Here is a 22,432-nt window from a genome sequence, read left to right as displayed (position 1 = left end):
CCTTTGCGATTGAGGCAAAGGGCGTCTTCCATCATATGCGCGCTTGTCCAAACAGGGCGCAAAACAAAAATTGCAGGAAACGAAACATGCGGCACACTTTGCAGGGCGTTGCGCTGATGGTTGCGGTCGGTGCGCAGATGCTGACCTTCTACTCGGTACTTTACGCTTGAGCGATTGATCGCTCTTATTCATTCCTCGTCTTGGGGAATTTCAAAAAGGCCGCCCGGCTATTGCCAGGGCGGCTTTTTTATTGCTAGCGGTTCTTGGCAATGAGCCAGGCTCTGCTCTTTGTGTACGGATCTCTCCGTCCCGGATTTGACGGAGAAATGGCCCGATGGCTTGCATCCGTGGCGCGTTTCGAGTGCGCTGCCCTTGCGAGCGGCGTGCTCTACCGAGTGGATTATTATCCCGGTTTTGTCCCCGGACCTGACGGAATTGTCACAGGTGAGCTGTTTCAGTTGCCGAATGCGGAGGCCATGCTTTCGGTGCTTGATGAGCATGAGGAGTGCACGGCGCATTTTCCTCAGCCCCATGAATTCCGGCGTGAACGGATAAAGGTGCGCAGCGCCGCCGGGCTGACCGATGCATGGACCTATGTCTTTGCTCGCGATGTGACGGGGCTGGAGCGCATCGCGAGCGGTGACTTCCTTGCCTGACCCGCTTGCGCCCGGCCGCTGAGCCGATAGTCTGCGGCGCGGGGGAAGCGGAGAGGACGCGCCATGAGCCATGAAGATGAACCACAGCGGGTGACGGATCGCCTGCCCGAAGACCGTAGCTGGATCGACAGCACGGGGCTGGACCGGCGCAAGCTGCTGATGACCGGAGCCTTTGCCGCCGGTTTCGCCGCCGCCTGCCGCCCGGTGTCGAGCAGCGCCGTTCAGACTTCGGGCAAAGGATTGACCGAGGAAACAGTGTCCATCCCGGCGAGTGACGGCTTTTCCATGCCAGCCTATGTGGCGCGGCCGGAAAAGGCGAAGAACGCTCCGGTCATCGTCGTCGTGCACGAGATTTTCGGTGTCCATGAATGGATTCGCGACATGTGCCGCCGCTTCGCGGGCCAAGGCTATTATGCGATCGCGCCCGATCTGTTCGCGCGCCATGGCGATGCCACCAAGATCGCCGATATCAAGCAGCTGATCGGCAGCATCGTGTCGAAGGCGCCCGATGCGCAGGTGATGTCCGATATCGACGCGGCCTATGCCTGGGCGGGCAAGCATGGCGGCGACGCGACGCGGCGCGGCATTACGGGCTTTTGCTGGGGCGGTCGTGTCGTGTGGCTCTACGCCGCACATAGCGCGCAGCTGGACGCGGGTGTCGCCTTCTATGGCAGGCTGGTGAGCGACAAGACGGCATTGCAGCCGCTGAGCGTGGTCGAGCAGGCGGCGGCGTTGAGAGCCCCGGTGCTGGGACAATATGGCGCGTTGGACAAGGGCATTCCCGTCACCGATGTCGAAGCGATGCGAACCGCGTTAAAGGCGGCGGGCAAGTCGCCGCCGGATGAGATCATGGTCTATCCGCAGGCGGATCATGGCTTCATGGCCGATTATCGGCCAAGCTATAATGAGGCGGCGGCGAAGGAAGCCTGGGCTGCTACGCTGGAGTGGTTCGGGCGTTATGTGAAGGGCGGGGAATAAAGCACCATCACTGACCAGTCTTTCCGTTCGGGTTGAGCTTGTCGAAGCCTCTTCTTTTTCTCTTGAAGAGCAGAAAGGCGCTCAAGACAGGCTTCGACAAAGCTCAGGCCGAACGGTGATGGCTGCGGCGGACGCCTTATTTCGCCTTCATCGATTGCACCGCGGCCAGCGTGCTTTTCACATGGCCGCTATAGTTCATCTCGCTATGGACGAATACGACCCGGCCGTTGGGCGCGATGACATAGGAGGTGCGGTCGGTGATCCCGGGCCGCATCTTGAGCGCTACGTCATAGCCGGAGATGATGTCGGGCCCGGCCGAGGCGACGGCGAACTTGCCGGCGCACTCCTTGGTCGAAAAGGCGACAAGATCGTCCACCGGATCGGCCGACATGCCGATCACGGTCGCGCCCGCCTTCTTGAAATCATCGATATGCGTCGCGAACTCGCGCGCTTCGGCCGAGCAGCCGGGGGTAAAAGCCTTGGGGAAGAAATAGAGGACGACTGGCCCGCGTTTCAACTGGTGGGACAAGGTGAGGGTGAAGGTCTTTCCCGCAAGCGCGCCGCGCGTCGTGAAATCGGGTGCCTTGGCACCGGCGGACAGCGCCGCCATGGCACCGGTCGATCCAAGCAAGCCGGCGGCAAGGCCCATGGCGATCATCATGCGCTTCATCATCACCTTCACTCCATCCTTTGGCGGCTGTGACAAAGGTGATGGCCCCTCTCCGGGCGGCTGGCAAGCCTGTAGCGGAACCCATCTGCGCCCAGCCGGTTCATTACGGATGCGCCTGCTTTTCGCCATGCCTTTGCTGCTGCTTTCCGCCTGTGACGACAAGGGCGGGGATACGCCCCGCATGTCGACCAACATCGTCGACGAGCAGGCAAGCTATGATGTGAGCAACGAAACGCCCGCAGAGGATGAAGCGCTGACCGCGAGCAATGAGGCGGAGGCTTCGCCGCCCGTCAACGCCGCATCGCCGGATAGAGCGGAAAAGGCGGCTTCTTCGACGCCTGCCGGGGCCATTCCTGCCGCCTTGCAGGGCAGTTGGACGGGCCTCAACGATCGCTGCGGCGACCGGTCGGCCGAGTTGGAATTGAAGGTCACGCCTGACAGCCTGATCTTTCACGAAAGCGTCGGCACGGTGAAGGGGGTCGTCACCGGCACCGGCGGCAAGCTGCGGGTCGACGCCGCTTTTACCGGCGAGGGCGACAGTTGGACCAAGAGGCTGGAACTACGTCCGTCAGCCAATGGCCGCGAACTGACCATCATCAATGACGGAGCGGCGGTGACCCGCAAGCGCTGCTGATGCTCCGCCTTTGTCGCGGCGTTGCTTTTTGCGCAAAACCGGTTCCCTCTTTCACGCGCGATGCTCTAGAGCGGGGCGATGATCGGCCGCCTGACCTTGAGCGATTTCCGCAACCATGCGGATGCGCTGATCCTTCCTGATCATGCCTTCATCGTGCTGACGGGGGAGAATGGCGCGGGCAAGACCAACATATTGGAGGCGGTGTCGATGCTGGCGCCTGGCCGGGGCCTGCGGGGCGCGGCGCTGCGCGACATGGCGCGGCAGGGCGGGACAGGCAGCTTCGGCATCGCGGCGGAGGTGGACGGGGTGGTGCTGGGCACCGGCACTTCCCCGCAAGCGCCGGATCGGCGGCAAGTACGGATCGGCGGCGTTTCCTCTTCGGCGAACGCCCTTGCCGATCATCTCGCGATCGTCTGGCTGACCCCCGCGATGGACCGGCTGTTCATGGACAGCCCCGGCGGGCGGCGGCGCTTTCTCGACCGGTTGACGCTCGCGCTGCATCCCGAGCATGCCGTCCATAGCGCGCGCTACGAGGCGGCGATGCGGGCGCGCAACCGGCTGCTGTCCGACCTGCCGCGTGCCGATCCATCCTGGCTGGCGGCGCTGGAAACGCAGATGGAGGAACATGGCGAGCAGCTTTCGGTGGCCCGCGCCGACCTGGTCGCGCGGCTTGGCGGTGAACTGGAGGGGCAGGCTGACGAGCCCTTCGCCCGTCCATTGCTGGCGATCGAGGGTGAGGACGGGGGCGGCGCGCCGCTTGCCCAGCGGCTCGCGCGCGAGCGGCGGCGGGATGCGGCGGCTGGGCGCACCCTGTCCGGGCCGCACCGGCAGGATCTCGCGGTAAACCACGCGGCCAAGAGGCAGGCGGCGGCGCTCTGTTCGACGGGGGAGCAGAAGGCGCTGTTGCTGTCCATCCTGCTTGCGCATGCCGCTCTGGTCGCGGGACATCGGGGGCAACCGCCCGTGCTGCTGCTCGATGAGGTGGCGGCTCATCTCGACCCGTCGCGGCGGGCCGCGTTGTTCGACAGGTTAACTGAAACCGGCGGTCAGGTCTGGATGACGGGGACGGAAGATAGCCTTTTCAATGACTTGAGTTCCGCGACACGGTTAACCGTAACTTCGGGCCGTGTTTTTCGTTCCGCAGAATAACGCGCCCCCACAACAACTCACCGCTCGACGCTTCTCAATTCATCCTTGCTCTGCCCTAAGGGCGGCACGGGGTTGATAACGCACAACAAGTCGGGGGTCGTTACACACATGATCGGTGCTTTTCGCGCATTTATCGCGACTGCCATGCTTGCGCTCGGCGCCTTGATCGTGACCCCTGCCGCTGCCGGCGTTCTCCAGTGCGCGCCCTATGCGCGGCAAGTTTCCGGCATCGAAATCTACGGCAACGCTAACACATGGTGGGGACAGGCCGAGGGCCGTTATGACCGTGGCCATGAGCCGCGCGAAGGCGCCGTGCTGGCCTTCTCGGCAAGCCGCTCCATGCCCGTGGGCCATGTCGCCATGGTGAGCAAGGTGGTCAGCGATCGCGAAGTGCTGCTGACCCACGCCAACTGGTCCTATCGCGGTGGTATCGAGCGCAACGTGCGCGCGATCGACGTGTCGCCCAACAATGACTGGACCGATGTGCGCGTATGGTACGGCCCGATCGGCGGCTTGGGCCTCCGCTCGAACGCCGCCAAGGGCTTCATCTATCCCAGCCATGCCCGTGAAGCCGCGCCGGTCCAGATCGCCATGGCCGACCGCGTGAGCCCGGCCGCAGCCGCCGCTGGCGCTGCTTTCTAAGACATTAACTATTTTCTAAGCGCCGCTGGCTAGTTTGACCGGCGGTGGGGCGATTCTCAATATTTTGAGGTCGCAAAAATGTTTCGATATCTTCGCGGAGCAGCATTGGTGCTGGCTTCGCTGGCCGCAACCCCGCTATGGGGGGCGACGGCTTTGCAGTGCGTACCCTATGCGCGGATCGTGTCCGGCGTGAATATCCGGGGCGACGCGCTGACCTGGTGGGAACAGGCGGAAAACCGCTATGCGCGCGGCCATGTACCCCGGCGCGGCGCCGTCATGGCGTTCCGCCCCTATGGCCCGATGGTGCTTGGTCATGTCGCAGTGGTGAGCAAGGTGCTGGACGACCGGCGCGTGCTGATCCGGCACGCCAACTGGTCGGTGCCCGGCGCGATCGAGGAAGATGTGCTCGCGCTCGACGTGTCCGAAGCGGGCGATTGGAGCCAGGTCCGTGTCTGGCACAGTCCGACCGGGCAGATGGGTGCGCGGACCAACCCGACTTTCGGCTTCATCTATCCCGACAAGGCGCAGCTGCGCGCATTCGAGGCCGATCCGGCGCTCGGCATCAGCGTGCGCTTCGCCAAGGTGGACGCTGATATGGGGAAGCTGTCGAAGGCAGCGGTCAAGGTGGATGGGGAAGAGGCGCCGGCGCGCCTTGCGAGCCTGGGCCGGTCCTTGCGCAAGGCGACGCGTGAGCCGAAGCTGGAGGTCGACATGCGGGCGGTGCAGTTTGCGGACGCCATGCCGTCGGGACGATCGCTGCGGGACATCATCGCCGATGTGAAACGGGATGCGCGGCTGCGCTAAAGACAAATGCCGTTCGGGCCGAGCCATTCGACAGGCTCAGCCCGACCAATATATTTACTCGGGCTGCGACGGCTCTTCGTCGCCTTCGGCTGCACGCTCGAACCAAGCTTCCACCGGGCCTGACAGCTTGATGGTCAGCGGCTGGCCGTGGCGATCCTTGGTCTTGCCGGCGGCGACACGGATCCACCCTTCGGAAATGCAATATTCCTCGACATCGTTGCGGACGCGGTCCTTGAAGCGTATGCCGATCCCCCGTTGCAGCACGTCCATGTCGAAATGGGGGCTGCGCGGATTGGTCGAGAGGCGGTCGGGAGGCGTGTCGCTCATGGCTGTTTCAGATCCTTCGTTTCGCGCCGCCTAGCCTTTCGGCTGCGCCGCCGTCAACCGGGGCGCATCGTCCACATCGCAGAAGATGCGGCGGATCACCCCCTGCTCCAGCCAGGAGGCGAAGCGAACTTCCGCATCGGCAAGCCCGGCGAAGGGATAGGCCACGGGTTGATCGTTGACGGCGCGGCTGGCCTGAACCAGCCGGATCATCGCGTCCGGTGCAGTGGTCAGAATGCGCCCCCGCCGGTCGGTCGCCGCGCTGTTGACGCCGACCACATGGCCATCTTCGGCAAATACGGGGCCGCCGCTGATGCCGGACAAAGTGTCGTCGCTTTCGGGCAGGCGAGCGACTTCCGCCCAGGCGAGAACTGGCTGGGTTTCCTCCGTCCGCCCGCGCCGGGCGCTTGCCGCGCCGATCAGTTCGGAGACGACGAGCGCGGCGCGTCCTGCGGGAAAGCCCATATGGAAGCCGACGGAGCCAGGCGCGGGAACCCGGCCCGACAAGGGCAAGGCATGATCGCTGGGCAGGCCGTCACGCACGAGGGCGGCGTCCGCCTCCCGGCTTTCCACCACGCGGGACACGGCGCGCGCGACGCCGCCTTCCTCCAGCCCGATGCGGGCGCAGTCGTGGGTGACATGCTCCGCCGTCAGCCAGGCACCGTCGCGGTCCACAGCGAAGGCTGTGCCCATGCTGTCCGATGGCGCGCCCGGGCGGTCTTCGATCACGAAAGCCTCATCGCTCCATTGCGGCATTGGGCGGCGCGGGGAACGCGGGTCGAAGGTTTCGACTTGCAAGGGCGTGGGCTGCGTCACCTCGCCGATCCAGGCGAGCGCCAATATGCCGCCCAGCATCAGCGGCAGGCATCCTATGCTCCGCCGCGCCATATTCAGCCCGCCACGGCCGCGGCCGTCAGGCAGGCGATCGCAACCTTCATCATCGCCAGGAAGATGGCGGCGGATCGCTCATTCGCCTCGATCCGGGCGGAAAGGGAGCCGAGCAGGAAATCGACGAAGCGGAAGGCGATCAGTTGCAGCACAAGCGTGACGCTGCCCCAGATGATGATGTCCCAGACGTTGACCGATCCGGCGAGGCACAGCGCCAGCGGAACCGCAAGGCCGATCGCCGCGCCGCCGAGCGAGATTGCCGCAGCCTCGTTCCCGGCGCGAATCAGGGCGAATTCATCGTGCGGCGTGATCCACATATAAAGCGCCAGTGCCGCGAGCCACGCCAGCGTCGCGCAGGCAAGGTGCAGCAGGAAGATGGGGAGCCCGGACAGCAGGCTCTGAATGACGGGCATGGGATCGCTCATGCCGCCAAGGATGCCGCAACCTGATCCCCGCTTCAATCAGGGATCGGGTTGCGGAAGTGTTTCTGTCCCTAAGCCAGACAGTTATGCGTCAGCGGCAGATGCGCACCCGCACGTCGCGATCGCGATAATAGTCATAGCGCCATTCGGTCCAGCAGCGTTGGCGGTAGCGATAATGATGCCGCCTGCCGTCCCGCCAGTAGCGCCGGTCGCCATCGCGCCAGCGGCGATTATCCCAGCGCCGGTCCCAGTCACGGTCGCCCCGCCACTCGCGGTCGCCATAGCCATAATAGCCGCCGCGATATTGCGCCTGGGCTGGCATCGCCGTCGCGCCGAGGGCCGTGACCGCCAGCCCGAGCGCGGCCGCGCCCTTCACGAAGATATTCATATCCTCTCTCCTCAACATGCATCCCCGGACGCAGAGCGTTGGACGGGGCCTATGGGAGAGAGGATGCACAAGCTTCACTGAACCGTCCGGGAACGGCACTGTCAGCCATCATTAAGGGAGGCTATTTGCCGCGCAGTTCGTCTTCTGCTGCGGTCATGTAATCGCGCGTGATCGGCAGCGCGCGGCGATCACGCGCATATTGGACCTGGTAATTCACCATGCCGCCATGTTCGAATACGGTCGCCGCGCCCGCGAGATAAAAGGTCCACAGGCGGAAGAAACGCTCGTCATAGAGAGCGATGATGTCAGCCCGCCGTGCCATCGCCCGGGCATACCATTGGCGGATTGTGAGGCCGTAATGGAGCCGCAGCACTTCGACGTCCGTGACCATCAGCCGCGTGCCCTCGCTGCCCTGAATCATTTCGGACAACGCCGGGATATAGCCGCCGGGAAAGATATATTTCTGGGTGAAGGCGTCGGTGATGCCCGGCCCGTCCACGCGCCCGATCGTGTGCACCAGCATCACGCCGTCGGGCTTCAGCAACTGCCGACACTTTTCGAAGAAGGTGCGGTAATGGGCGGTGCCGACATGTTCGAACATGCCGACCGACACGATGCGATCGAACGGACCCTCCACATCGCGATAGTCGATCAGTTCGAAGCGGACATGATCGGCGACGCCTGCTTCCTCGGCCCGTTGGCGCGCGACCTTCAGCTGTTCCTCCGAGAGGGTGATGCCGGTAACGTCCACGCCGCAGGTGCGGTGCAGATAAAGCGCCATGCCGCCCCAGCCGCAGCCTATGTCCAGCACCTTCATGGCTGGCTTCAGGTGCAGCTTCGCGGCGATATGCGCCTTCTTGTCCTCCTGCGCCTGCTCCAGGCTGATCCCGGCCTCATTGTCCGCATCGGGGAAATAGGCGCAGCTATACTGGCGGTCGCGATCGAGGAACAACGCATATAGCGCGCCTGACAGGTCATAATGATGGGCGACGTTGGCCTTTGACCGCGCGCGATGGTTGGCGCGCCAGAGCGTTTGGCGGATCGACTTGATGCCGCGTTTCAGCCGCCCCTTGGCGCTGATCGACTTGCCGCTTTCCCAGCTGTTGTTGGCGCGGATCAGCGAGACCAGCTCCATGATGCCGCCGCCCTCGATAGCGACGCGGCCGTCGATATAGGCTTCCGCCATGCCGAGGCGCGGGTCCTTGATGATGTCGAAGGGGACACGTGCGTCCCGGAATTTGAGGGCCAGCGAAGGGAAAGCCGGATCGGGGGTGCCTGCGGTCACTTTCGTGCCGTCATGATAGATGATGGTCAGCTGTCCCCGTGTGACCAGCCGCTTGATGACGCGATCGAACAGTTTCATGGGGCGGCAACCTGTCAGGTCATTACGTCGCCGTCAAATGCCTGCATACCAATCATAATTGGCGCGGTCCTCCCAATAGCCGCCCTTGCCGCCGCCGATGCTGGACAACGTGTCGACCGCCTCTATCTCCATCAGATATTTGGCATGTTTGTAGCCCAATTGCCGCTCGACACGCAGGCGCAAGGGCGCGCCATTGGCTACGCGCAGCGGCTCATCATTGAGCGCGAAGGCCAGGATGGTCTGGGGGTGAAAGGCGTCGATCATGTCGATGCTTTCATAATAGGGCCGCCCGTCGCCCATGAAATCCGCGCATTTGAAGACGAGATAGCGCGCCTTGTCGCTCATCCGCGCGGCGTCGAGGACGAGGCTGAGCGGCACGCCTCGCCATTTGCCGATGGCGCTCCATCCCTCGACGCAATCGTGGCGGGTGATCTGTTCGCGGTGGGGCAGGCTGTGCAATTGGGCGAGCGAGAGCGAGAGCGGACGGCCAACCAAACCCGAAATGTTGAGCCGCCAGTCGGCAAAGCCCGACCGCCACAGCGCGCGATATCCCGGCGTGTTCGGATTGGCAGTGCCGTTGGGCCGGAAGAAGGGCGAGATCTGGTCGGGCCTGAACTCCCGCGCCAGTGCACCGCGCGCCATCAGGCTGCGCTGCGCCCATTTGTGAAAATTCTCCGCCGAGAACAGCAGCTCCCGCGCTTGCTCGTTGCGGGCCAAGCGATCGCATCCCGAGAGCGTGGCGGCGGCGCCGAGCAAAAATGTGCGGCGGTTCAGGATCAGGGTCACGGCCGCGCCTCTGGCAAGCGGTAGCGGCCGGTGATGATGGAGCGCAACTCGTTCGCAGGACCGGCAAGCAGCACCATGCTGAGGTGCACCAGAAAGAAAGCCGCCAGCAGGAAAGCGGCGATGAAATGGATCGAGCGCGCCGACTGCCTGCCGCCGAACAGATCGACCAGCCACGGCCAGGCGGCATTCATGCCAGGCGACATGGTGAGGCCGGTGAAGATCAGCAGTGGCAGCGCGATGAAGATGACCAGGACATAGCTCGCCTTTTGCAGGACATTGTAGCGCATCGCGGCTTGGCCCGTGGGAAAGCGCAGCCGGGCGTGATCGGCGATGTCCTGCCACACATGGCGCGGCGCCAGCTCACCCCTGCGGAAGGCGAGGTCGCGGCCGATATGACGGCTGAGCCACGCCCAGAGCATATAGGCGAGCAGGGCGAAGGCGAAGAGGGGAGCCGCCGCCAAGTGCCAGTGGCGGGACATGGCGAGATCATAATGGGCAGGCAGGGTGATCCACCCGCCAAAGCGCTCCAGCTCCAGCCATGGCTTGTCGAAATTGGCGCCATAATGGCCCCAATAGAGGCGTGGATGGGCGTTGAAGATGCCAAGGCCACTGGTGAAGAGGATGTAGAGCAGTCCGGCATCCAGCCAGTGCCACAGCCGAACCTGCCAGCGGTGGCGCAGCACCAGCGGCGCCGTCATGCTGGGGGAGGCGGGGCTGCTGTCCATGAGATGCTGTTACCCTTTTGCATCAGTCGCGTCAAAAAGTCGGCCTTTGGTCAGAACGTATCCGAAATGATTGGCCGGTTCATCTTCTGGCCATATTCGCCGTGGATAGGGACGATCATCTTCCGGGGCTGGCAGGCACGGACGGCATGCGTGTCGAATGTGGAAGATGAAGACGAATGACTGTTGCGAAATAGCATCATCAATCAACAATCTTCATATCGATATTGCAACATTGATCAAAGGTCACCATATGCGCTTCAGCTCACGACGCAAGATCGGGGCAAGCAGGGATGGCGTAAAAGGGTCACTTCATAGCGGCGCTTGGGGCTGAAATGCTTCGATACCATGCCTGTTATATATCAAGAGTGCGGCTCACTTCCTGAGTAACGCACTTCTTATTGCATGAGGACTTTATGAAGACTGTGATTTTCGCAGCCGCTGCTGCTGCCGCTTTCTCGGCTCCCGCTTTCGCGCAGGACGCTGCTCCCTTCACCGGCCCCCGCGCTGGCGTGACTGTTGGCTATGACAGCGTCGAAGACTTCAAGGACGGCGTGAGCTATGGCGTGAGCGCTGGCTACGACGTGGCCCTGACCCCCTCGATCACCTTCGGTCCGGAAGTGACCCTGGGCGACAGCACGGCTGACGCCGATGTCGTTGGCGCGGAAGTCAGCCGTGATCTGGCCGCTTCGGTTCGTCTGGGCTACATCCTGAACCCGCAGGTTCTGCTGTTCGGCAAGGTTGGCTACGCCAACACCCGTTTCGAAGGTTCGAACACCAACAACGGCGCTTCGCTCGAAGGCGTTCGCTTCGGTGGCGGTCTGGAATATGCATTCAACGGCAACGCCTACATCTCGGCTGAATATCAGCGCACCGAATATGAGAACGAAGGCAGCCGTGATGCCGCCGTCGTCGGCATCGGTTTCCGTTTCTAATCCTTTTCGGATCTGAAACACAGAAGGGCGGTCCCATTGGGGCCGCCCTTTTTGTTTGCGTGCATGATTCAGTTTCGCGCGCCTCGCAACGTTCACCAGAGCGAATCGGCCAGCGCAAGCACGACGCCACTGACAACCAACAGCAGCCCCAGAACCTCGCTGCGCGTCATCCGCTCGCCAAGGTAGAAATGGCCGAAGCCGAGCGTGAACGCGATTTCCACCTGACCAACGATGCGGACGAGCGCGACCGGCGCTGTGGCAAAGCCGGTAAACCAGCAGGCTGACCCCATGGCAGAGAGCAGGCCGACTTGGCCGGAAATGCGCCAGCTTCCCCAGAGCTTGCGCATCTCGTCCGGTTCGCGCAGCAGCAGATAGCCGCCCTGCATCAAAGTCTGGAGCGCTACCGTCACCACCAGAACGATGAGCGCGGCGAGGATCGGGTCGCCGCCGCCCACTTCCTGCGTGGCGCGGCGGATGCCAATGGCAGTCAGCGCGAAGAAGAAGCCCGAAGCGATGCCGGTGAGCGCCGCAGGTTGGCCGAGCGCCCTCAGGAAATCGGCTGGCCCCATGCGTTTGCCGCCCGCGGACAGCAGCATCACGCCAGCGACGCCGCAGCTTATCCCCGCCCAGGCAAGGGGATGAAGCCGCTCCCCCATCAGCAGGAAGGAGAGGATCGCACCCTGCACCGCCTCCGTCTTGGAATAAGCGGTGCCGACGACGAAGTTGCGGTGGGCAAAGGCCATGATGAGCAGGTTGGTGGCGACGATCTGCGCGAGGCCACCCGCAGCGCAGAAGAGCAGGAATTTGGCATCGGGCGAGGGCAGGGCCGTCGGGAACGCCCAATGATATCCACCAAGCAGCAGCAGGGTGAAGGGTAAGCCGTAAAGATAGCGGACCAGCCCGGCGGCGTTGACCGACAGGCTCTTGCTGACGCGTCGCTGAACTGCCGTGCGCCAGGCCTGGGTGGCGCCTGCGAGCAAGGTGGCGGGGAGCCAGATGGGCGAAGATATCATGCTGGTCCTATAGCGGCTTGCCCGGCGCTGTCATGATGAAGATCGGCGGAAAAGCGCCATTCTTGCCCCGAAGTTCACAGTGTAGGCGCGCGCGTGCCCGAGCGCGCGTGTGCGGATGCGACGCACGTCGCGTAGAGCGACGGGATACGCATCCCTGCCGGAAATAGGACAGGCGATTATTGATCGGTGCAGCGGAAATAGGATGGATTTTGCGCAGGCTGTAGCGGCCGGGCCACAGATGCCCTTGTCCCGCGCCCCGCCGTTCAGCCCTGCGGATTGGCGCTGGCCGTGGCCCGCGGTTCGCCCGCATCCTTGGCGGAAGGCGGCATCAACTCGCGCATCACCCCCCAGTAGCTTTGCGTGACATGGGCGTTGGCGGCGAAATTGGGGTCGGTCATCAAATGCGCATGCAGCTGGCGCAGATTCTGCCAGGGCACGGATGGAAACAGATGATGTTCCAGATGGTAGCTGACATTGAGCGGCGCGATCAGGAACCGGTCGAGCAGTGTCGGGACGATCGTCCGCGTGCCGTTGAGTTCTCGTTCGTTGGCAACGCCATTATGCTCCGCGATCGCCCTGATCCGGTTGAAGACATTGGCCCAGATGAATTGCGGGATCAGGAGAAGGCCCAATATCTGCCAGCGCCAGGGTGAAACCAGGATCAGGCCGTAGAACAGCACCGCCCAGACGATGTAGCGGATGCGCAAGGCGAGCGGGAAGTCGTAGCCGAAGCGCCCCGGATTATGGAAATTGGCGAAGGGCGCCCAGATGCGGCTGTCGCGGGCCATGCGATAGAAATTGAGGCCGGTCACGCTGCGGACGAGCAGCCACAGCATGGCGAGGGGCCGTTTCGGGAAATGCTGGTCGGGATCACGCTGCTGCACCCGATAGTCGCGGTCACGCATCGTGTTCGTGTAGCGATGATGATGCATGTGGTTGGCGCGGTACAGGTGAATGCTGAAGCCAAGCGGATAGGCGACGAAAATGTCCCCTATAAAGTCATTGATGCGGCGGTTGCTGAACAGCATCGAGTGGCAGGCATCATGCATCATCACCGCCAGGCATTGGATGCGCGATCCGATGATGAAGCCCGCCACTATATAGACGGGTATGTTGTCGAGATGGATTGCGACGGCCCCGGCGGCGATCGCGACAGCCCATTGCAGGCACAGCAGCACCGCGTTGCGGCGGTCGTCGATGACGGACAGCTTGCGCACGGTCGCCAGCATGTCGCGCCGGGCATAGCGATAGCCGGGCGGATAGAGGTTGGCGTTGTCTTCCACGGGAATGCGTCTCCGAGCGCGGCGTCAGCTTGGCGGGGCGACGTTATGAGGGGAGCAGCGCTGCGTCAACGGCGGGGGCTTGGGAGAAGGCATGGCGGCAGGACGCTGAGGCCCTTCGACAGGCTCAGGGCGAACGGGGGTAAGGTGCTTCGCGCTGTCCAATGTGGGTGGAAGCGGCGGGAGGAAGAACAGCGCCGGGTCTGGCGCGGTCGCTGTTCTTCCTTATCGCGGGACCGGGATCAGGCCTGTTCCAGCAAGCCTTCCTTACGGATCTTTTCCTGCCAGACGAGCGGCGCGAGGCGATGGACATTCTGGCCTTCGCTATCGACGGCCACCGTCACAGGCATGTCCTGCACCTCGAATTCGTAGATCGCTTCCATGCCGAGGTCTTCGAAGCCGACGACCTTCGCGCCCTTGATCGCGCGGGCGACGAGGTAGGCCGCGCCGCCGACCGCCATCAGATAGGCGCTCTTGTGCCTGGCGATGCTGTCCGTTGCGGCCGGGCCGCGCTCGGCCTTGCCGACGCAGGCGGCGAGGCCCTGTTCCAGCATCATGTCCATGAACTTGTCCATGCGGGTCGCGGTCGTTGGACCGGCGGGGCCGACCACCTCGTCGCGCACCGGATCGACCGGGCCGACATAATAGATGACCCGACCCTTGAAATCGACCGGCAGCTGCTCGCCCTTGGCCAGCATGTCCTGGATACGCTTATGCGCGGCGTCGCGGCCGGTGAGCATCTTGCCGTTCAGCAGCAGGCGGTCGCCATGCTTCCAGCTCTGCACGACTTCCGGCGTCAGCGTGTCGAGATCGACGCGGATCGCTTCCTTGCTCGGCTTCCAATCGACCTGCGGCCATTCGGAAAGCTTGGGCGCTTCCAGATAGGCGGGGCCGGAGCCGTCGAGCGTGAAGTGCGCGTGGCGGGTCGCGGCGCAGTTGGGGATCATCGCGACCGGCTTGCCCGCCGCATGGCAGGGATAGTCGTAGATCTTGACGTCGAGGATGGTCGAAAGCCCGCCCAGGCCCTGCGCGCCGATGCCGAGTGCATTGACCTTGTCGAAAATCTCGATACGCAGGCGTTCGATGTCGTTTTGCGGCCCGCGCGCCTTGAGCTCGCCCATGTCGATGGGCTCCATCAGCGATTCTTTGGCAAGCGCCACGGCCTTTTCCGCTGTGCCGCCGATGCCGATGCCGAGCATGCCCGGCGGGCACCAGCCAGCGCCCATCTGCGGGATCATCTCCAGCACCCAATCGACGATCGAGTCGCTCGGGTTCATCATCTTGAACTTGGTCTTGTTCTCGCTGCCGCCACCCTTGGCTGCGACATCCACCGTCACCTTGTTGCCCGGCACCATTTCGACGTTCAGCACGCAGGGCGTGTTGTCCTTCGTATTCTGGCGCGAGAAGGCCGGGTCGCGCAGGATCGAGGCGCGCAGGCGATTTTCGGGGTTAAGGTAGGCGCGGCGCACGCCTTCATCGACCACGTCCTGCATCGAGCGGCTGTTGTCGTCCAGGCGACAATCCATGCCCCATTTGATGAAGACGTTGACGATGCCGGTATCCTGGCAGATCGGGCGATGCCCTTCGGCGCACATGCGGCTGTTGGTCAGGATCTGGGCAATGGCGTCCTTCGCCGCAGGGTTGGCTTCGGCCTCATAGGCTTTGCCGAGCGCGCGGATGTAATCCATCGGGTGATAGTAACTGATGAACTGGAGCGCGTCGGCGACGCTCTCGATCAGATCGGCGGTCTTGATGACGGTCATCTACCCTGGTCCTCTGGCCATTATAGCGATTTGCGCCCGGCTATAGGGTTTTGGCGGACGCTGTCCAGAGGAAGGGTAGGCCGAATTGGGCGCCTAGCTGGCGATCAGCGGTGGGGTCTGCTGGTGCTGGATGACGCGCCACTCCTCATGCGCCAGCCGCCGATATGTCGATGTGCAATGGGCTTCATAATCCTCACCCTCGCCCCGATGCGCCTTGGCCATGTAGGCGATCACGATCAGCCCCTCCTGTGGGCGCATCACCTGCCGTTCGGTGAGTTCGACGCTGTCCCAGCGCGGCGTCTGCGCCATCGCCTGCGCGGCGTCGCGGCCCTTGTAGATGAAGGGCGGCGCGGGCACGACCATCAGGCTTTCATCATCGATGCACTGCTCATAATCGCTGGCGTCGCCAGTCCAGAGCCGTTCCTCAAACTGCCACACACGCTGGTCCTCCATTTGTCGCGCCTTTCTGCCGGGTCGGATCAAAGAAGCGCCCGGCGAGCGCAAAGGCTCCCCGGCTTGGTCGCAGAGATGGGGCGGCCCGCCTATCGCTCCCGGTCAGCGGCCTCTTGCGCGTAGGGGAACATGTGCCACCAGGGCTCTTTCTCCTCCAGCACCCGGGCAAAGCTCGACCGCGCCTCCAAACGATCGAGATAAGCAGCCAGCACCGGGAAACCGCCGCGCATCGGCTCGACCTTGTCGGCATAGAAAAGGGCAGGGGCAGCGGCGCAGTCGGCCAGTGTGAAGGCGTCACCCGCAGCCCAATATCGCGCGCCGATCCGCTCTTCCAGCAGCGCATAGGCCTTGCCCAGCAGAATGCGCGCCTCGCCAACGCCATGCGGGTCGCGCGCTTCCGCCGGCCGCAGCCGGTCGGCAACGATCCTTTGCATCGGAGTCATCACATAATTGTCGAACAGCCGGTCCATCATCCGCACCTCCAACGCTTCCTCCGCATCGGCTGGGATCGCGCGGAAGGAGCCGGAGCAGTGCTGCCCCAGATATTCGATGATGATGCTCGCTTCCGCCAGCGTCTGGTCACGGGCCTCGTCGCGCAGTACCGGGAACTTGCCGAGCGGCCATAGCGCAAGCCATGCTTCTACGACGCCCGGCTCCTCCATCATCCGGCGATCAAACGGAATGCCCTGCTCGTAAAGGGCGATCAGCACCTTCCAGCAATAGGAGGAAAGGGGGTGATAGTAGAGAATCATCGGCTTTGCCTCTGCGCTGCATCGTCCGTGGGGAATTGCGGCTTTTATCACGCTTTTTCGGCGTTGGCCCATTCACGGTTAATCCACATCAGCTTGTGGATAAGTTGTGGATGAACCACCATCCTTAGCGAAACGGGACAAGGGTGCTGACCTGATCCCGGCAAATTCGATGATCGGGCAGAATTATTTTCGTTCTCAAATTGTTTCCCTTGCCTTTTGCGAGATGGCCGGAAGTCCGCGCGTCGCTGCGATGCAGGATCGGTCCATTGTCATATGTTTGCCATGTGAACCACCGCGCGGAGTCCTCCAATCGTCATTTACCCTCTTGCAAGCATAGGAAGCTGTGGCACTATCCCTTGTATCGGGTTAACGGGGGTTACCCAACAGATTGTGATTGCTCCGGCTGGACCATTTTCCAGGCGAGAGGCGTTTTGCCTCATGCGGTCCATAGTTGGTTGGCCCCCTGCTGGCAGGGCAAGCTCTCGACAAGAAGCTTGACCGAATCGAACGAAACAGGAACATTCGGGGGCTCGAATGGATTTTCGTGACAGCGAACAAACAGGTGCAAGCGACGTGGCGACGGTAATCGACGAAGTTATGGAAACGGTGGCGGAAAAGAAGAAGGCTGCGCCGGCCAAGGTGGCTGCGCCTTCCTCTTCGTCCATCCAGGCGCGCCGGTTCGATGTCGTGACCGACGACAGCCGCGATGCGTTGCTGACGGAGTTCGGCAAGGACACGCTGAAGGACCGCTATCTGCTGCCCGGCGAATCCTATCAGGATCTGTTCGCCCGCGTCGCGGCGGCCTATGCCGACGATCAGGCGCATGCCCAGCGCGTCTATGACTATATCTCGCGCCTGTGGTTCATGCCCGCGACGCCCGTGCTGTCCAATGGCGGCACTGGACGCGGCCTGCCGATCAGCTGCTATCTCAACAGCGTCGACGACAGCCTGGAAGGCATCGTCAACACCTGGAACGAGAATGTGTGGCTCGCCTCGCGCGGCGGCGGCATCGGCACCTATTGGGGCAGCGTGCGCGGCATTGGCGAGCCGGTGGGCCTCAACGGCAAGACCAGCGGCATCATTCCGTTCGTCCGGGTGATGGACAGCCTCACCCTCGCGATCAGCCAGGGCAGCCTGCGCCGCGGTTCGGCCGCCTGCTATCTCGACATCTCCCATCCGGAGATCGAGGAGTTCCTGGAAATCCGCAAGCCAAGCGGCGACTTCAACCGCAAGGCGCTCAATCTGCACCATGGCGTGCTGTTGACCGACGAGTTCATGGAGGCGGTGCGCAACGGAGCTGAGTTCCAGCTGAAATCGCCCAAGGACGGCTCCGTCCGTGGTTCGGTCGATGCGCGCAGCCTGTTCCAGAAGCTGGTGGAAACCAGGCTTGCGACGGGCGAGCCCTATATCGTCTTCTCCGACACCGTGAACAACATGATGCCCAAGCATCATCGCGATCTTGGCCTTAAAGTTTCGACGTCGAACCTCTGTTCAGAAATCACACTGCCGACGGGTCGCGACCATCTCGGCAATGACCGGACGGCGGTCTGCTGCCTTTCGTCCCTGAACCTGGAAACCTGGGACGAATGGAACAAGGACCCCGTCTTTGTCGAGGACGTCATGCGCTTCCTCGACAATGTGCTGCAGGACTATATCGACCGTGCGCCGGACGAAATGGCGCGGGCGAAATATTCGGCGGCGCGTGAACGGTCAGTGGGCCTGGGGGTGATGGGGTATCACTCCTTCCTCCAGGCCCGGGGCCTCCCTTTCGAAGGGGCCATGGCCAAGAGCTGGAACCTGCGCATCTTCAAGCATATCAGCGAGAAGGTGAACGACGCCTCGATGCAGCTGGCGGTCGAACGTGGCCCGTGCCCGGATGCTGCCGACATGGGCGTCATGGAGCGCTTTTCCTGCAAGATGGCGATCGCGCCCACCGCGTCGATCAGCATCATCTGCGGCGGCACGTCGGCCTGCATCGAGCCGATCCCGGCGAACATCTACACGCACAAGACGCTGTCCGGCAGCTTCGTGGTGAAGAACCCCTATCTGGAAAAGATCCTGCGCGACAAGGCGAAGGATTCGACCAATGTCTGGAATTCGATCCTCGAACGTGGCGGCTCGGTCCAGCATCTCGATTTCCTCAGCCAGGAAGAAAAGGACACGTTCAAGACCAGCTTCGAAATCGACCAGCGCTGGCTGCTCGAACTCGCGGCGGATCGTACGCCCTTCATCGACCAGGCGCAGTCGCTGAACCTGTTCATCCCGGCGGACGTGGAAAAGTGGGACCTGATGATGCTCCACTTCCGCGCCTGGGAACTCGGCATCAAGTCGCTTTACTATCTGCGGTCAAAGTCGGTGCAGCGCGCGGGCTTCGCGGGCGGGGTGGAAGCCGACAACACGATCGACGCACCGAAATTCGAGCTGGCTGGGGGAAGCACAGACTATGACGAATGCCTGGCGTGCCAATGAGCTAATGGGGGGGATGGGCGCGGCGGTGGCGACACCGGCCGCGCCCACACAATCACCCCCGGAGCCGTCACCCCTCGTCTTGTTCTTCTTCAAAGAGAACGGCGTTGGCACCGGTCGCAGAGAGCCGCACAGTGCCATCCTCATCAACCCCGGCGATCAGTCCCTGACTGATATAATGATGATGCCCGGAGTGACTTCCCTGGCCGCTATCCGCCTTGATCAGCTTGATACGATCGCCCTCGACGTGATCGACAGTGCCGACATGGACGCCATCAGCGCCGATAACCTCAGCATGTTCCTTGATGCTGGTAAGATCAACCATCATATTGCTCCTGTGCCGGGAATGACGGGGACCAAACGTCCCGCGCCCGCACAGGTTGCGCACATCCATTAATTCGCGGAGCCGACCCGATGCCCCTTCTTCAAGCCAGCAAGGTCTACAAGCCTTTCGAATATCCCTGGGCCTATGAGTTCTGGAAGCGCCAGCAACAGCTGCACTGGCTTCCCGAAGAAGTGCCCCTGGGCGAGGATTGCCGCGACTGGGCGCAGAAGCTGTCCGACCATGAGCGCAATCTGCTCACGCAAATCTTCCGCTTCTTCACCCAGGCGGACGTGGAAGTGCAGGATTGCTACCACGAAAAATATGGCCGTGTGTTCAAGCCGACCGAAGTGAAGATGATGCTGACCGCGTTCAGCAACATGGAAACGGTCCACATCGCCGCCTACAGCCATCTGCTCGACACGATCGGCATGCCCGAAACCGAATATTCGGCCTTCATGCAGTATAAGGAGATGAAGGATAAGCATGACTATCTGAGCCAGTTCGGCGTCGACACGGACGAGGATATCGCCAAGACGCTGGCGATGTTCGGCGGCTTTACCGAAGGGCTTCAGCTGTTCGCGTCCTTCGCGATGCTGATGAACTTCCCGCGCTTCAACAAGATGAAGGGCATGGGCCAGATCGTCACCTGGTCGGTGCGCGATGAGACGCTGCACTGCGAAGGCATCATCAAGCTGTTCCACGCCTTCGTGAAGGAGCGCGACTGCCTGACCCCGTCCGTCAAGGACGACATCATGGACATGTGCCAGAAGACGGTGCGGATCGAGGACGCGTTCATCGACCTCGTCTTCGAAATGGGCCCGGTCCCCGGCATGACGCCCAAGGACATCAAGAAATATGTCCGCTACATCGCCGATTGGCGGCTGGGGCAGCTTGGCCTCAAGCCCATCTACATGATCGACGAGCATCCCCTGCCGTGGCTGACGCCGCTGCTGAACGGGGTGGAGCACGCCAACTTCTTCGAAACCCGCGCGACGGAATATTCAAAGGGCGCGACGCGCGGCCAGTGGAATGAGGTGTGGGACGCGTTCGACCGGCGCAAGACGCTCAAGGCTGGCAGTGCCGCCAATGTGGATGAGCCGAGCGATCCGGATATGTTCAAGGCTGCGGGGATCGCGGCGGAGTAGCCGGTAGCTGATCAAATGCAGCTAGATCCAAGATATCAGCCTCCTTACGCACCTATGCTTCTCATGCACGGGGTGCGAGAGGAGGAGAAGGAAATTGCTCGTGCGATCACCTCCAACCTTAATGCCTTGTCTACGGAGGCGAATAACATTGCGGCCGCTGTTGCGCTGTTTGGTCTCTGTGCTGGAAAGCAGGAAAGAGGGCTTTGGCAAGATTGGATGAGAGTAGCCGCGCGAGACGGCGCGATGTCGATCCGAAACTTTGGTGAAGCTCTTGCAAAGATTAGAGGGCTGATCGGGAAAGTTCCAACATGGTGTTCGGTGGTCGATACTAAAGCTCTAAAATCTGCCGAAACCACGTTTAAGGAGACATTCCCTTTCGCTTATAAAATGCGTCACTCGGTGGCTCACCCTGAATTGTATAATGACCCATCTAAGAAGATGGGTATTTCTGGGTCTATGGATGAACTAGGCATTCGAGCGAACGATGTCACAAATCTATCGATCCAAGGCCTAATAACCGGTGTAACATTTGCATCGACGTTTGAGGGTGTGCTCGTTCGATATGATGTGAGTGCTGAAAGTCTCTCAGCAATCATCGATATCACAAATACGTGCTTTAGTTCTTTTCAGCGATTGGAGGGTTTTAGAAGAGAAGTACGCTAGTGCAGTATGCCTCGGTTACAAACATTGCGCCCGACTAACTGATAGGCCCTGCGATAAGGTGGAATTACCACCTGACTTCCCGCTGAACGCGACGTTTTATTCCGTTCATGCAACGTCCGCCTACCCCGTGAGTTTAGCTCCACAGCCTGATAAATATGGCAAGGAGCATCAGATGAACTTCTCGATCAAGCGCGCCATTGCCGCTTTTTCGCTGGGTGCGATGACGTTGACTGGCGTTGCTGCGACCCCTGCTTTGGCACAAGGCCGCGATGTGCGGATCGATGCACGCGACTTCGCTCGTGACCAGCGGGACGCACGTGAGGATCGGCGCAGGGACGTGCGCGACGCGCGGCGCGACTTCCGCGAGGACCGGCGCGACGCTCGGCGCGACTATCGCCGGGATGTCCGCGAAGCACGCCGCGACTATCGGGAGGATCGGCGTGACAATCGGTGGAAGCGCCCCGGCAGGACCGTCTACAACTATGATTGGAACCGCCCGGATCGCCGCTATGGCACCCGCTATCGTCCCGATCGCTATTATCGCAGCGGCTATGAGCCGATCCGGGTGACGCGCAACACGCGTATCTATCGCGGCTATGACGACCGCTATTATTGCCGCCGCTCGGACGGCACCACTGGCCTGATCGTCGGCGCGGCGCTGGGTGGGCTGCTCGGCAACCAGCTCGATCGGGGCGGGTCCAACCTGCTGACGACGCTGATCGGCGGCGGCGCGGGCGCTCTGCTCGGGCGGGAAATCGATCGCGGTGGCGTGAGCTGCCGCTAACGCTTGCCGTTAACCCCTGCTGTCATTGGGACACCAGGGCTGGCGTGACCCCATCCAGGGCCGCGCCAGCCCTTCTGCGACCAGCATCGCTCCGATCGACTGGTCCCCTCGCATGACCATCCGCAATGATCGCCCATAGCGATCCTGGTCGCGATCGATCGGTTGGAGCACGAAGGGACCGGCGTTGAGCAGCTCCCGCAGCCGCTCGGTCGCTTGGGCGCCGAGCGAGGCTTCCTCGGGGCAGCGGGCCGGATGGGTTTCCGGCGTATCGATGTCGGCGATTCGAATGGTTTCGCCCCCCAGGCGAAAGGTATCGCCGTCGATCACGCAGTCGCTGCCATAGCCGTCATCGCACATGGCGAAGGAGGCAGCTTGCAACCGTTCTTGCGGTATGGAATTCGGTGACGGGTTGAATCTGGTGCCAGGC

26 protein-coding genes are annotated in these 22,432 nt (G+C 62.3%); 11 read left to right on the top strand and 15 right to left on the bottom strand.

Annotated elements, in window-relative coordinates; genetic code table 11:
- Positions 1-269: 269 nt before the first annotated feature.
- Together SPHS8_RS11855 and SPHS8_RS11850 are read left to right on the top strand one after the other, a co-directional pair.
- On the top strand, positions 270-656 hold the full coding sequence (locus tag SPHS8_RS11855; protein ID WP_097092426.1) for a gamma-glutamylcyclotransferase family protein: 387 nt from the start codon (positions 270-272) through the stop codon (positions 654-656).
- Positions 657-719: 63 nt separating this feature from the next.
- The gene (locus tag SPHS8_RS11850; RefSeq protein ID WP_201515690.1) at positions 720-1,634 is read left to right on the top strand and encodes a dienelactone hydrolase family protein; all 915 of its coding nucleotides are present in this window, start codon (positions 720-722) and stop codon (positions 1,632-1,634) included.
- A 136-nt stretch (positions 1,635-1,770) separates the two neighbouring features.
- Here the strand turns inward: SPHS8_RS11850 and SPHS8_RS11845 are convergent, their stop codons facing one another.
- Entirely contained in the window at positions 1,771-2,304 is a 534-nt protein-coding gene (locus SPHS8_RS11845; RefSeq protein ID WP_443018577.1) for a peroxiredoxin, read from the bottom strand.
- Between SPHS8_RS11845 and SPHS8_RS11840 the strand changes: the two genes are divergently transcribed.
- From SPHS8_RS11840 to SPHS8_RS11825, 4 genes are all read left to right on the top strand, one after another.
- The gene (locus SPHS8_RS11840; protein WP_328805328.1) at positions 2,282-2,938 is read left to right on the top strand and encodes a hypothetical protein; all 657 of its coding nucleotides are present in this window, start codon (positions 2,282-2,284) and stop codon (positions 2,936-2,938) included. The genes SPHS8_RS11845 and SPHS8_RS11840 overlap by 23 nt on opposite strands.
- A 78-nt stretch (positions 2,939-3,016) precedes the next feature.
- Entirely contained in the window at positions 3,017-4,087 is a 1,071-nt protein-coding gene (recF, locus tag SPHS8_RS11835) for a DNA replication/repair protein RecF (RefSeq protein ID WP_201515688.1), read from the top strand.
- A gap of 108 nt (positions 4,088-4,195) precedes the next feature.
- Complete coding sequence (locus tag SPHS8_RS11830) at positions 4,196-4,729, top strand: CHAP domain-containing protein (RefSeq protein ID WP_201515687.1); 534 nt, start codon at positions 4,196-4,198, stop codon at positions 4,727-4,729.
- A gap of 78 nt (positions 4,730-4,807) precedes the next feature.
- A complete protein-coding gene (locus SPHS8_RS11825) occupies positions 4,808-5,533 on the top strand; it encodes a CHAP domain-containing protein (RefSeq protein WP_201515686.1) in 726 nt (241 codons plus the stop codon).
- 54 nt (positions 5,534-5,587) lie between these two features.
- Here SPHS8_RS11825 and SPHS8_RS11820 read toward each other — a convergent pair whose 3' ends face one another.
- From SPHS8_RS11820 to SPHS8_RS11790, 7 genes are all read right to left on the bottom strand, one after another.
- A complete protein-coding gene (locus SPHS8_RS11820) occupies positions 5,588-5,860 on the bottom strand; it encodes a DUF3297 family protein (RefSeq protein ID WP_201515685.1) in 273 nt (90 codons plus the stop codon).
- 30 nt (positions 5,861-5,890) lie between these two features.
- Positions 5,891-6,745 carry a S1 family peptidase gene (locus SPHS8_RS11815; protein WP_201515684.1) on the bottom strand — a complete coding sequence of 285 codons (855 nt, stop codon included), beginning with the start codon at positions 6,743-6,745 and terminating at the stop codon, positions 5,891-5,893.
- Positions 6,746-6,747: 2 nt separating this feature from the next.
- On the bottom strand, positions 6,748-7,170 hold the full coding sequence (locus tag SPHS8_RS11810) for a DUF350 domain-containing protein (protein WP_201515683.1): 423 nt from the start codon (positions 7,168-7,170) through the stop codon (positions 6,748-6,750).
- Positions 7,171-7,258: 88 nt separating this feature from the next.
- A complete protein-coding gene (locus tag SPHS8_RS11805; protein WP_097092417.1) occupies positions 7,259-7,555 on the bottom strand; it encodes a hypothetical protein in 297 nt (98 codons plus the stop codon).
- 121 nt (positions 7,556-7,676) lie between these two features.
- On the bottom strand, positions 7,677-8,918 hold the full coding sequence (locus tag SPHS8_RS11800; RefSeq protein ID WP_201515682.1) for an SAM-dependent methyltransferase: 1,242 nt from the start codon (positions 8,916-8,918) through the stop codon (positions 7,677-7,679).
- 33 nt (positions 8,919-8,951) lie between these two features.
- The gene (locus SPHS8_RS11795; RefSeq protein ID WP_443018572.1) at positions 8,952-9,704 is read right to left on the bottom strand and encodes a molybdopterin-dependent oxidoreductase; all 753 of its coding nucleotides are present in this window, start codon (positions 9,702-9,704) and stop codon (positions 8,952-8,954) included.
- The gene (locus tag SPHS8_RS11790; protein ID WP_201515681.1) at positions 9,701-10,429 is read right to left on the bottom strand and encodes a cytochrome b/b6 domain-containing protein; all 729 of its coding nucleotides are present in this window, start codon (positions 10,427-10,429) and stop codon (positions 9,701-9,703) included. Before SPHS8_RS11790 ends, SPHS8_RS11795 begins: the two co-directional genes overlap by 4 nt.
- Positions 10,430-10,842: 413 nt before the next feature.
- Here SPHS8_RS11790 and SPHS8_RS11785 point away from each other — a divergent pair, with 413 nt between their 5' ends.
- Positions 10,843-11,361 (top strand): outer membrane protein, encoded by a 519-nt coding sequence (locus SPHS8_RS11785; RefSeq protein WP_201515680.1) that lies wholly within the window; start codon positions 10,843-10,845, stop codon positions 11,359-11,361.
- 92 nt (positions 11,362-11,453) lie between these two features.
- On the opposite strand, the gene SPHS8_RS11780 is transcribed toward SPHS8_RS11785, so the two are convergent.
- From SPHS8_RS11780 to SPHS8_RS11760, 5 genes are all read right to left on the bottom strand, one after another.
- Entirely contained in the window at positions 11,454-12,374 is a 921-nt protein-coding gene (locus SPHS8_RS11780) for an EamA family transporter (RefSeq protein WP_201515679.1), read from the bottom strand.
- A gap of 263 nt (positions 12,375-12,637) precedes the next feature.
- Positions 12,638-13,657 carry a fatty acid desaturase family protein gene (locus SPHS8_RS11775; protein ID WP_201515678.1) on the bottom strand — a complete coding sequence of 340 codons (1,020 nt, stop codon included), beginning with the start codon at positions 13,655-13,657 and terminating at the stop codon, positions 12,638-12,640.
- A 239-nt stretch (positions 13,658-13,896) separates the two neighbouring features.
- On the bottom strand, positions 13,897-15,417 hold the full coding sequence (locus SPHS8_RS11770; RefSeq protein ID WP_201515677.1) for a fumarate hydratase: 1,521 nt from the start codon (positions 15,415-15,417) through the stop codon (positions 13,897-13,899).
- A gap of 93 nt (positions 15,418-15,510) precedes the next feature.
- Complete coding sequence (locus tag SPHS8_RS11765) at positions 15,511-15,870, bottom strand: DUF4440 domain-containing protein (RefSeq protein WP_201515676.1); 360 nt, start codon at positions 15,868-15,870, stop codon at positions 15,511-15,513.
- An 89-nt stretch (positions 15,871-15,959) separates the two neighbouring features.
- Positions 15,960-16,622 (bottom strand): glutathione S-transferase family protein, encoded by a 663-nt coding sequence (locus tag SPHS8_RS11760; RefSeq protein WP_201515675.1) that lies wholly within the window; start codon positions 16,620-16,622, stop codon positions 15,960-15,962.
- A 534-nt stretch (positions 16,623-17,156) separates the two neighbouring features.
- On the opposite strand from SPHS8_RS11760, the gene SPHS8_RS11755 reads away from it, so the two are divergent.
- Positions 17,157-19,091: a ribonucleoside-diphosphate reductase subunit alpha gene (locus SPHS8_RS11755; protein ID WP_097092408.1), complete on the top strand. Its 1,935-nt coding sequence runs from the start codon at positions 17,157-17,159 to the stop codon at positions 19,089-19,091.
- A gap of 67 nt (positions 19,092-19,158) precedes the next feature.
- On the opposite strand, the gene SPHS8_RS11750 is transcribed toward SPHS8_RS11755, so the two are convergent.
- Positions 19,159-19,413: a DUF2171 domain-containing protein gene (locus tag SPHS8_RS11750; protein ID WP_097092910.1), complete on the bottom strand. Its 255-nt coding sequence runs from the start codon at positions 19,411-19,413 to the stop codon at positions 19,159-19,161.
- A gap of 89 nt (positions 19,414-19,502) precedes the next feature.
- Between SPHS8_RS11750 and SPHS8_RS11745 the strand changes: the two genes are divergently transcribed.
- The 3 genes from SPHS8_RS11745 to SPHS8_RS11735 all read left to right on the top strand — a co-directional run bounded on the left by SPHS8_RS11745 (position 19,503) and on the right by SPHS8_RS11735 (position 22,005).
- The gene (locus SPHS8_RS11745) at positions 19,503-20,558 is read left to right on the top strand and encodes a ribonucleotide-diphosphate reductase subunit beta (RefSeq protein WP_097092407.1); all 1,056 of its coding nucleotides are present in this window, start codon (positions 19,503-19,505) and stop codon (positions 20,556-20,558) included.
- 54 nt (positions 20,559-20,612) lie between these two features.
- Positions 20,613-21,221 carry a hypothetical protein gene (locus tag SPHS8_RS11740; protein ID WP_236575110.1) on the top strand — a complete coding sequence of 203 codons (609 nt, stop codon included), beginning with the start codon at positions 20,613-20,615 and terminating at the stop codon, positions 21,219-21,221.
- A 172-nt stretch (positions 21,222-21,393) separates the two neighbouring features.
- Positions 21,394-22,005, top strand: coding sequence for a glycine zipper 2TM domain-containing protein (locus SPHS8_RS11735; protein WP_201515673.1), 612 nt, complete (start codon positions 21,394-21,396; stop codon positions 22,003-22,005).
- A gap of 9 nt (positions 22,006-22,014) precedes the next feature.
- On the opposite strand, the gene SPHS8_RS20450 is transcribed toward SPHS8_RS11735, so the two are convergent.
- Positions 22,015-22,383 carry a thermonuclease family protein gene (locus SPHS8_RS20450; RefSeq protein WP_236575109.1) on the bottom strand — a complete coding sequence of 123 codons (369 nt, stop codon included), beginning with the start codon at positions 22,381-22,383 and terminating at the stop codon, positions 22,015-22,017.
- Positions 22,384-22,432: the final 49 nt, after the last annotated feature.

The sequence above is a fragment of the Sphingobium sp. S6 genome (assembly GCF_905120495.1).
In the GTDB taxonomy this organism is placed as follows: Bacteria; Pseudomonadota; Alphaproteobacteria; order Sphingomonadales; family Sphingomonadaceae; genus Sphingobium; species Sphingobium agri.
Note: the sequence above shows the minus strand (reverse complement) of the source record. Positions and strands in the feature narration are given on the sequence as shown.

What these genes read in the sequence shown, in the direction of transcription:
- SPHS8_RS11850 (WP_201515690.1), top strand. Translation starts at nt 720, where the DNA reads ATGAGCCATGAAGATGAACCACAGCGGGTGACGGATCGCCTGCCCGAA.
- SPHS8_RS11845 (WP_443018577.1), bottom strand. Translation starts at nt 2,304, where the DNA reads ATGAAGCGCATGATGATCGCCATGGGCCTTGCCGCCGGCTTGCTTGGA.
- recF (WP_201515688.1), top strand. Translation starts at nt 3,017, where the DNA reads ATGATCGGCCGCCTGACCTTGAGCGATTTCCGCAACCATGCGGATGCG.
- SPHS8_RS11750 (WP_097092910.1), bottom strand. Translation starts at nt 19,413, where the DNA reads ATGGTTGATCTTACCAGCATCAAGGAACATGCTGAGGTTATCGGCGCT.
- SPHS8_RS11760 (WP_201515675.1), bottom strand. Translation starts at nt 16,622, where the DNA reads ATGATTCTCTACTATCACCCCCTTTCCTCCTATTGCTGGAAGGTGCTG.
- SPHS8_RS11820 (WP_201515685.1), bottom strand. Translation starts at nt 5,860, where the DNA reads ATGAGCGACACGCCTCCCGACCGCCTCTCGACCAATCCGCGCAGCCCC.
- SPHS8_RS11770 (WP_201515677.1), bottom strand. Translation starts at nt 15,417, where the DNA reads ATGACCGTCATCAAGACCGCCGATCTGATCGAGAGCGTCGCCGACGCG.
- SPHS8_RS11810 (WP_201515683.1), bottom strand. Translation starts at nt 7,170, where the DNA reads ATGAGCGATCCCATGCCCGTCATTCAGAGCCTGCTGTCCGGGCTCCCC.
- SPHS8_RS11780 (WP_201515679.1), bottom strand. Translation starts at nt 12,374, where the DNA reads ATGATATCTTCGCCCATCTGGCTCCCCGCCACCTTGCTCGCAGGCGCC.
- SPHS8_RS11825 (WP_201515686.1), top strand. Translation starts at nt 4,808, where the DNA reads ATGTTTCGATATCTTCGCGGAGCAGCATTGGTGCTGGCTTCGCTGGCC.
- SPHS8_RS11735 (WP_201515673.1), top strand. Translation starts at nt 21,394, where the DNA reads ATGAACTTCTCGATCAAGCGCGCCATTGCCGCTTTTTCGCTGGGTGCG.
- SPHS8_RS11745 (WP_097092407.1), top strand. Translation starts at nt 19,503, where the DNA reads ATGCCCCTTCTTCAAGCCAGCAAGGTCTACAAGCCTTTCGAATATCCC.
- SPHS8_RS11855 (WP_097092426.1), top strand. Translation starts at nt 270, where the DNA reads ATGAGCCAGGCTCTGCTCTTTGTGTACGGATCTCTCCGTCCCGGATTT.
- SPHS8_RS11755 (WP_097092408.1), top strand. Translation starts at nt 17,157, where the DNA reads ATGGATTTTCGTGACAGCGAACAAACAGGTGCAAGCGACGTGGCGACG.
- SPHS8_RS11800 (WP_201515682.1), bottom strand. Translation starts at nt 8,918, where the DNA reads ATGAAACTGTTCGATCGCGTCATCAAGCGGCTGGTCACACGGGGACAG.
- SPHS8_RS11740 (WP_236575110.1), top strand. Translation starts at nt 20,613, where the DNA reads ATGCTTCTCATGCACGGGGTGCGAGAGGAGGAGAAGGAAATTGCTCGT.
- SPHS8_RS11790 (WP_201515681.1), bottom strand. Translation starts at nt 10,429, where the DNA reads ATGGACAGCAGCCCCGCCTCCCCCAGCATGACGGCGCCGCTGGTGCTG.
- SPHS8_RS11785 (WP_201515680.1), top strand. Translation starts at nt 10,843, where the DNA reads ATGAAGACTGTGATTTTCGCAGCCGCTGCTGCTGCCGCTTTCTCGGCT.
- SPHS8_RS11805 (WP_097092417.1), bottom strand. Translation starts at nt 7,555, where the DNA reads ATGAATATCTTCGTGAAGGGCGCGGCCGCGCTCGGGCTGGCGGTCACG.
- SPHS8_RS11815 (WP_201515684.1), bottom strand. Translation starts at nt 6,745, where the DNA reads ATGGCGCGGCGGAGCATAGGATGCCTGCCGCTGATGCTGGGCGGCATA.
- SPHS8_RS11840 (WP_328805328.1), top strand. Translation starts at nt 2,282, where the DNA reads ATGGCGATCATCATGCGCTTCATCATCACCTTCACTCCATCCTTTGGC.
- SPHS8_RS11765 (WP_201515676.1), bottom strand. Translation starts at nt 15,870, where the DNA reads ATGGAGGACCAGCGTGTGTGGCAGTTTGAGGAACGGCTCTGGACTGGC.
- SPHS8_RS11830 (WP_201515687.1), top strand. Translation starts at nt 4,196, where the DNA reads ATGATCGGTGCTTTTCGCGCATTTATCGCGACTGCCATGCTTGCGCTC.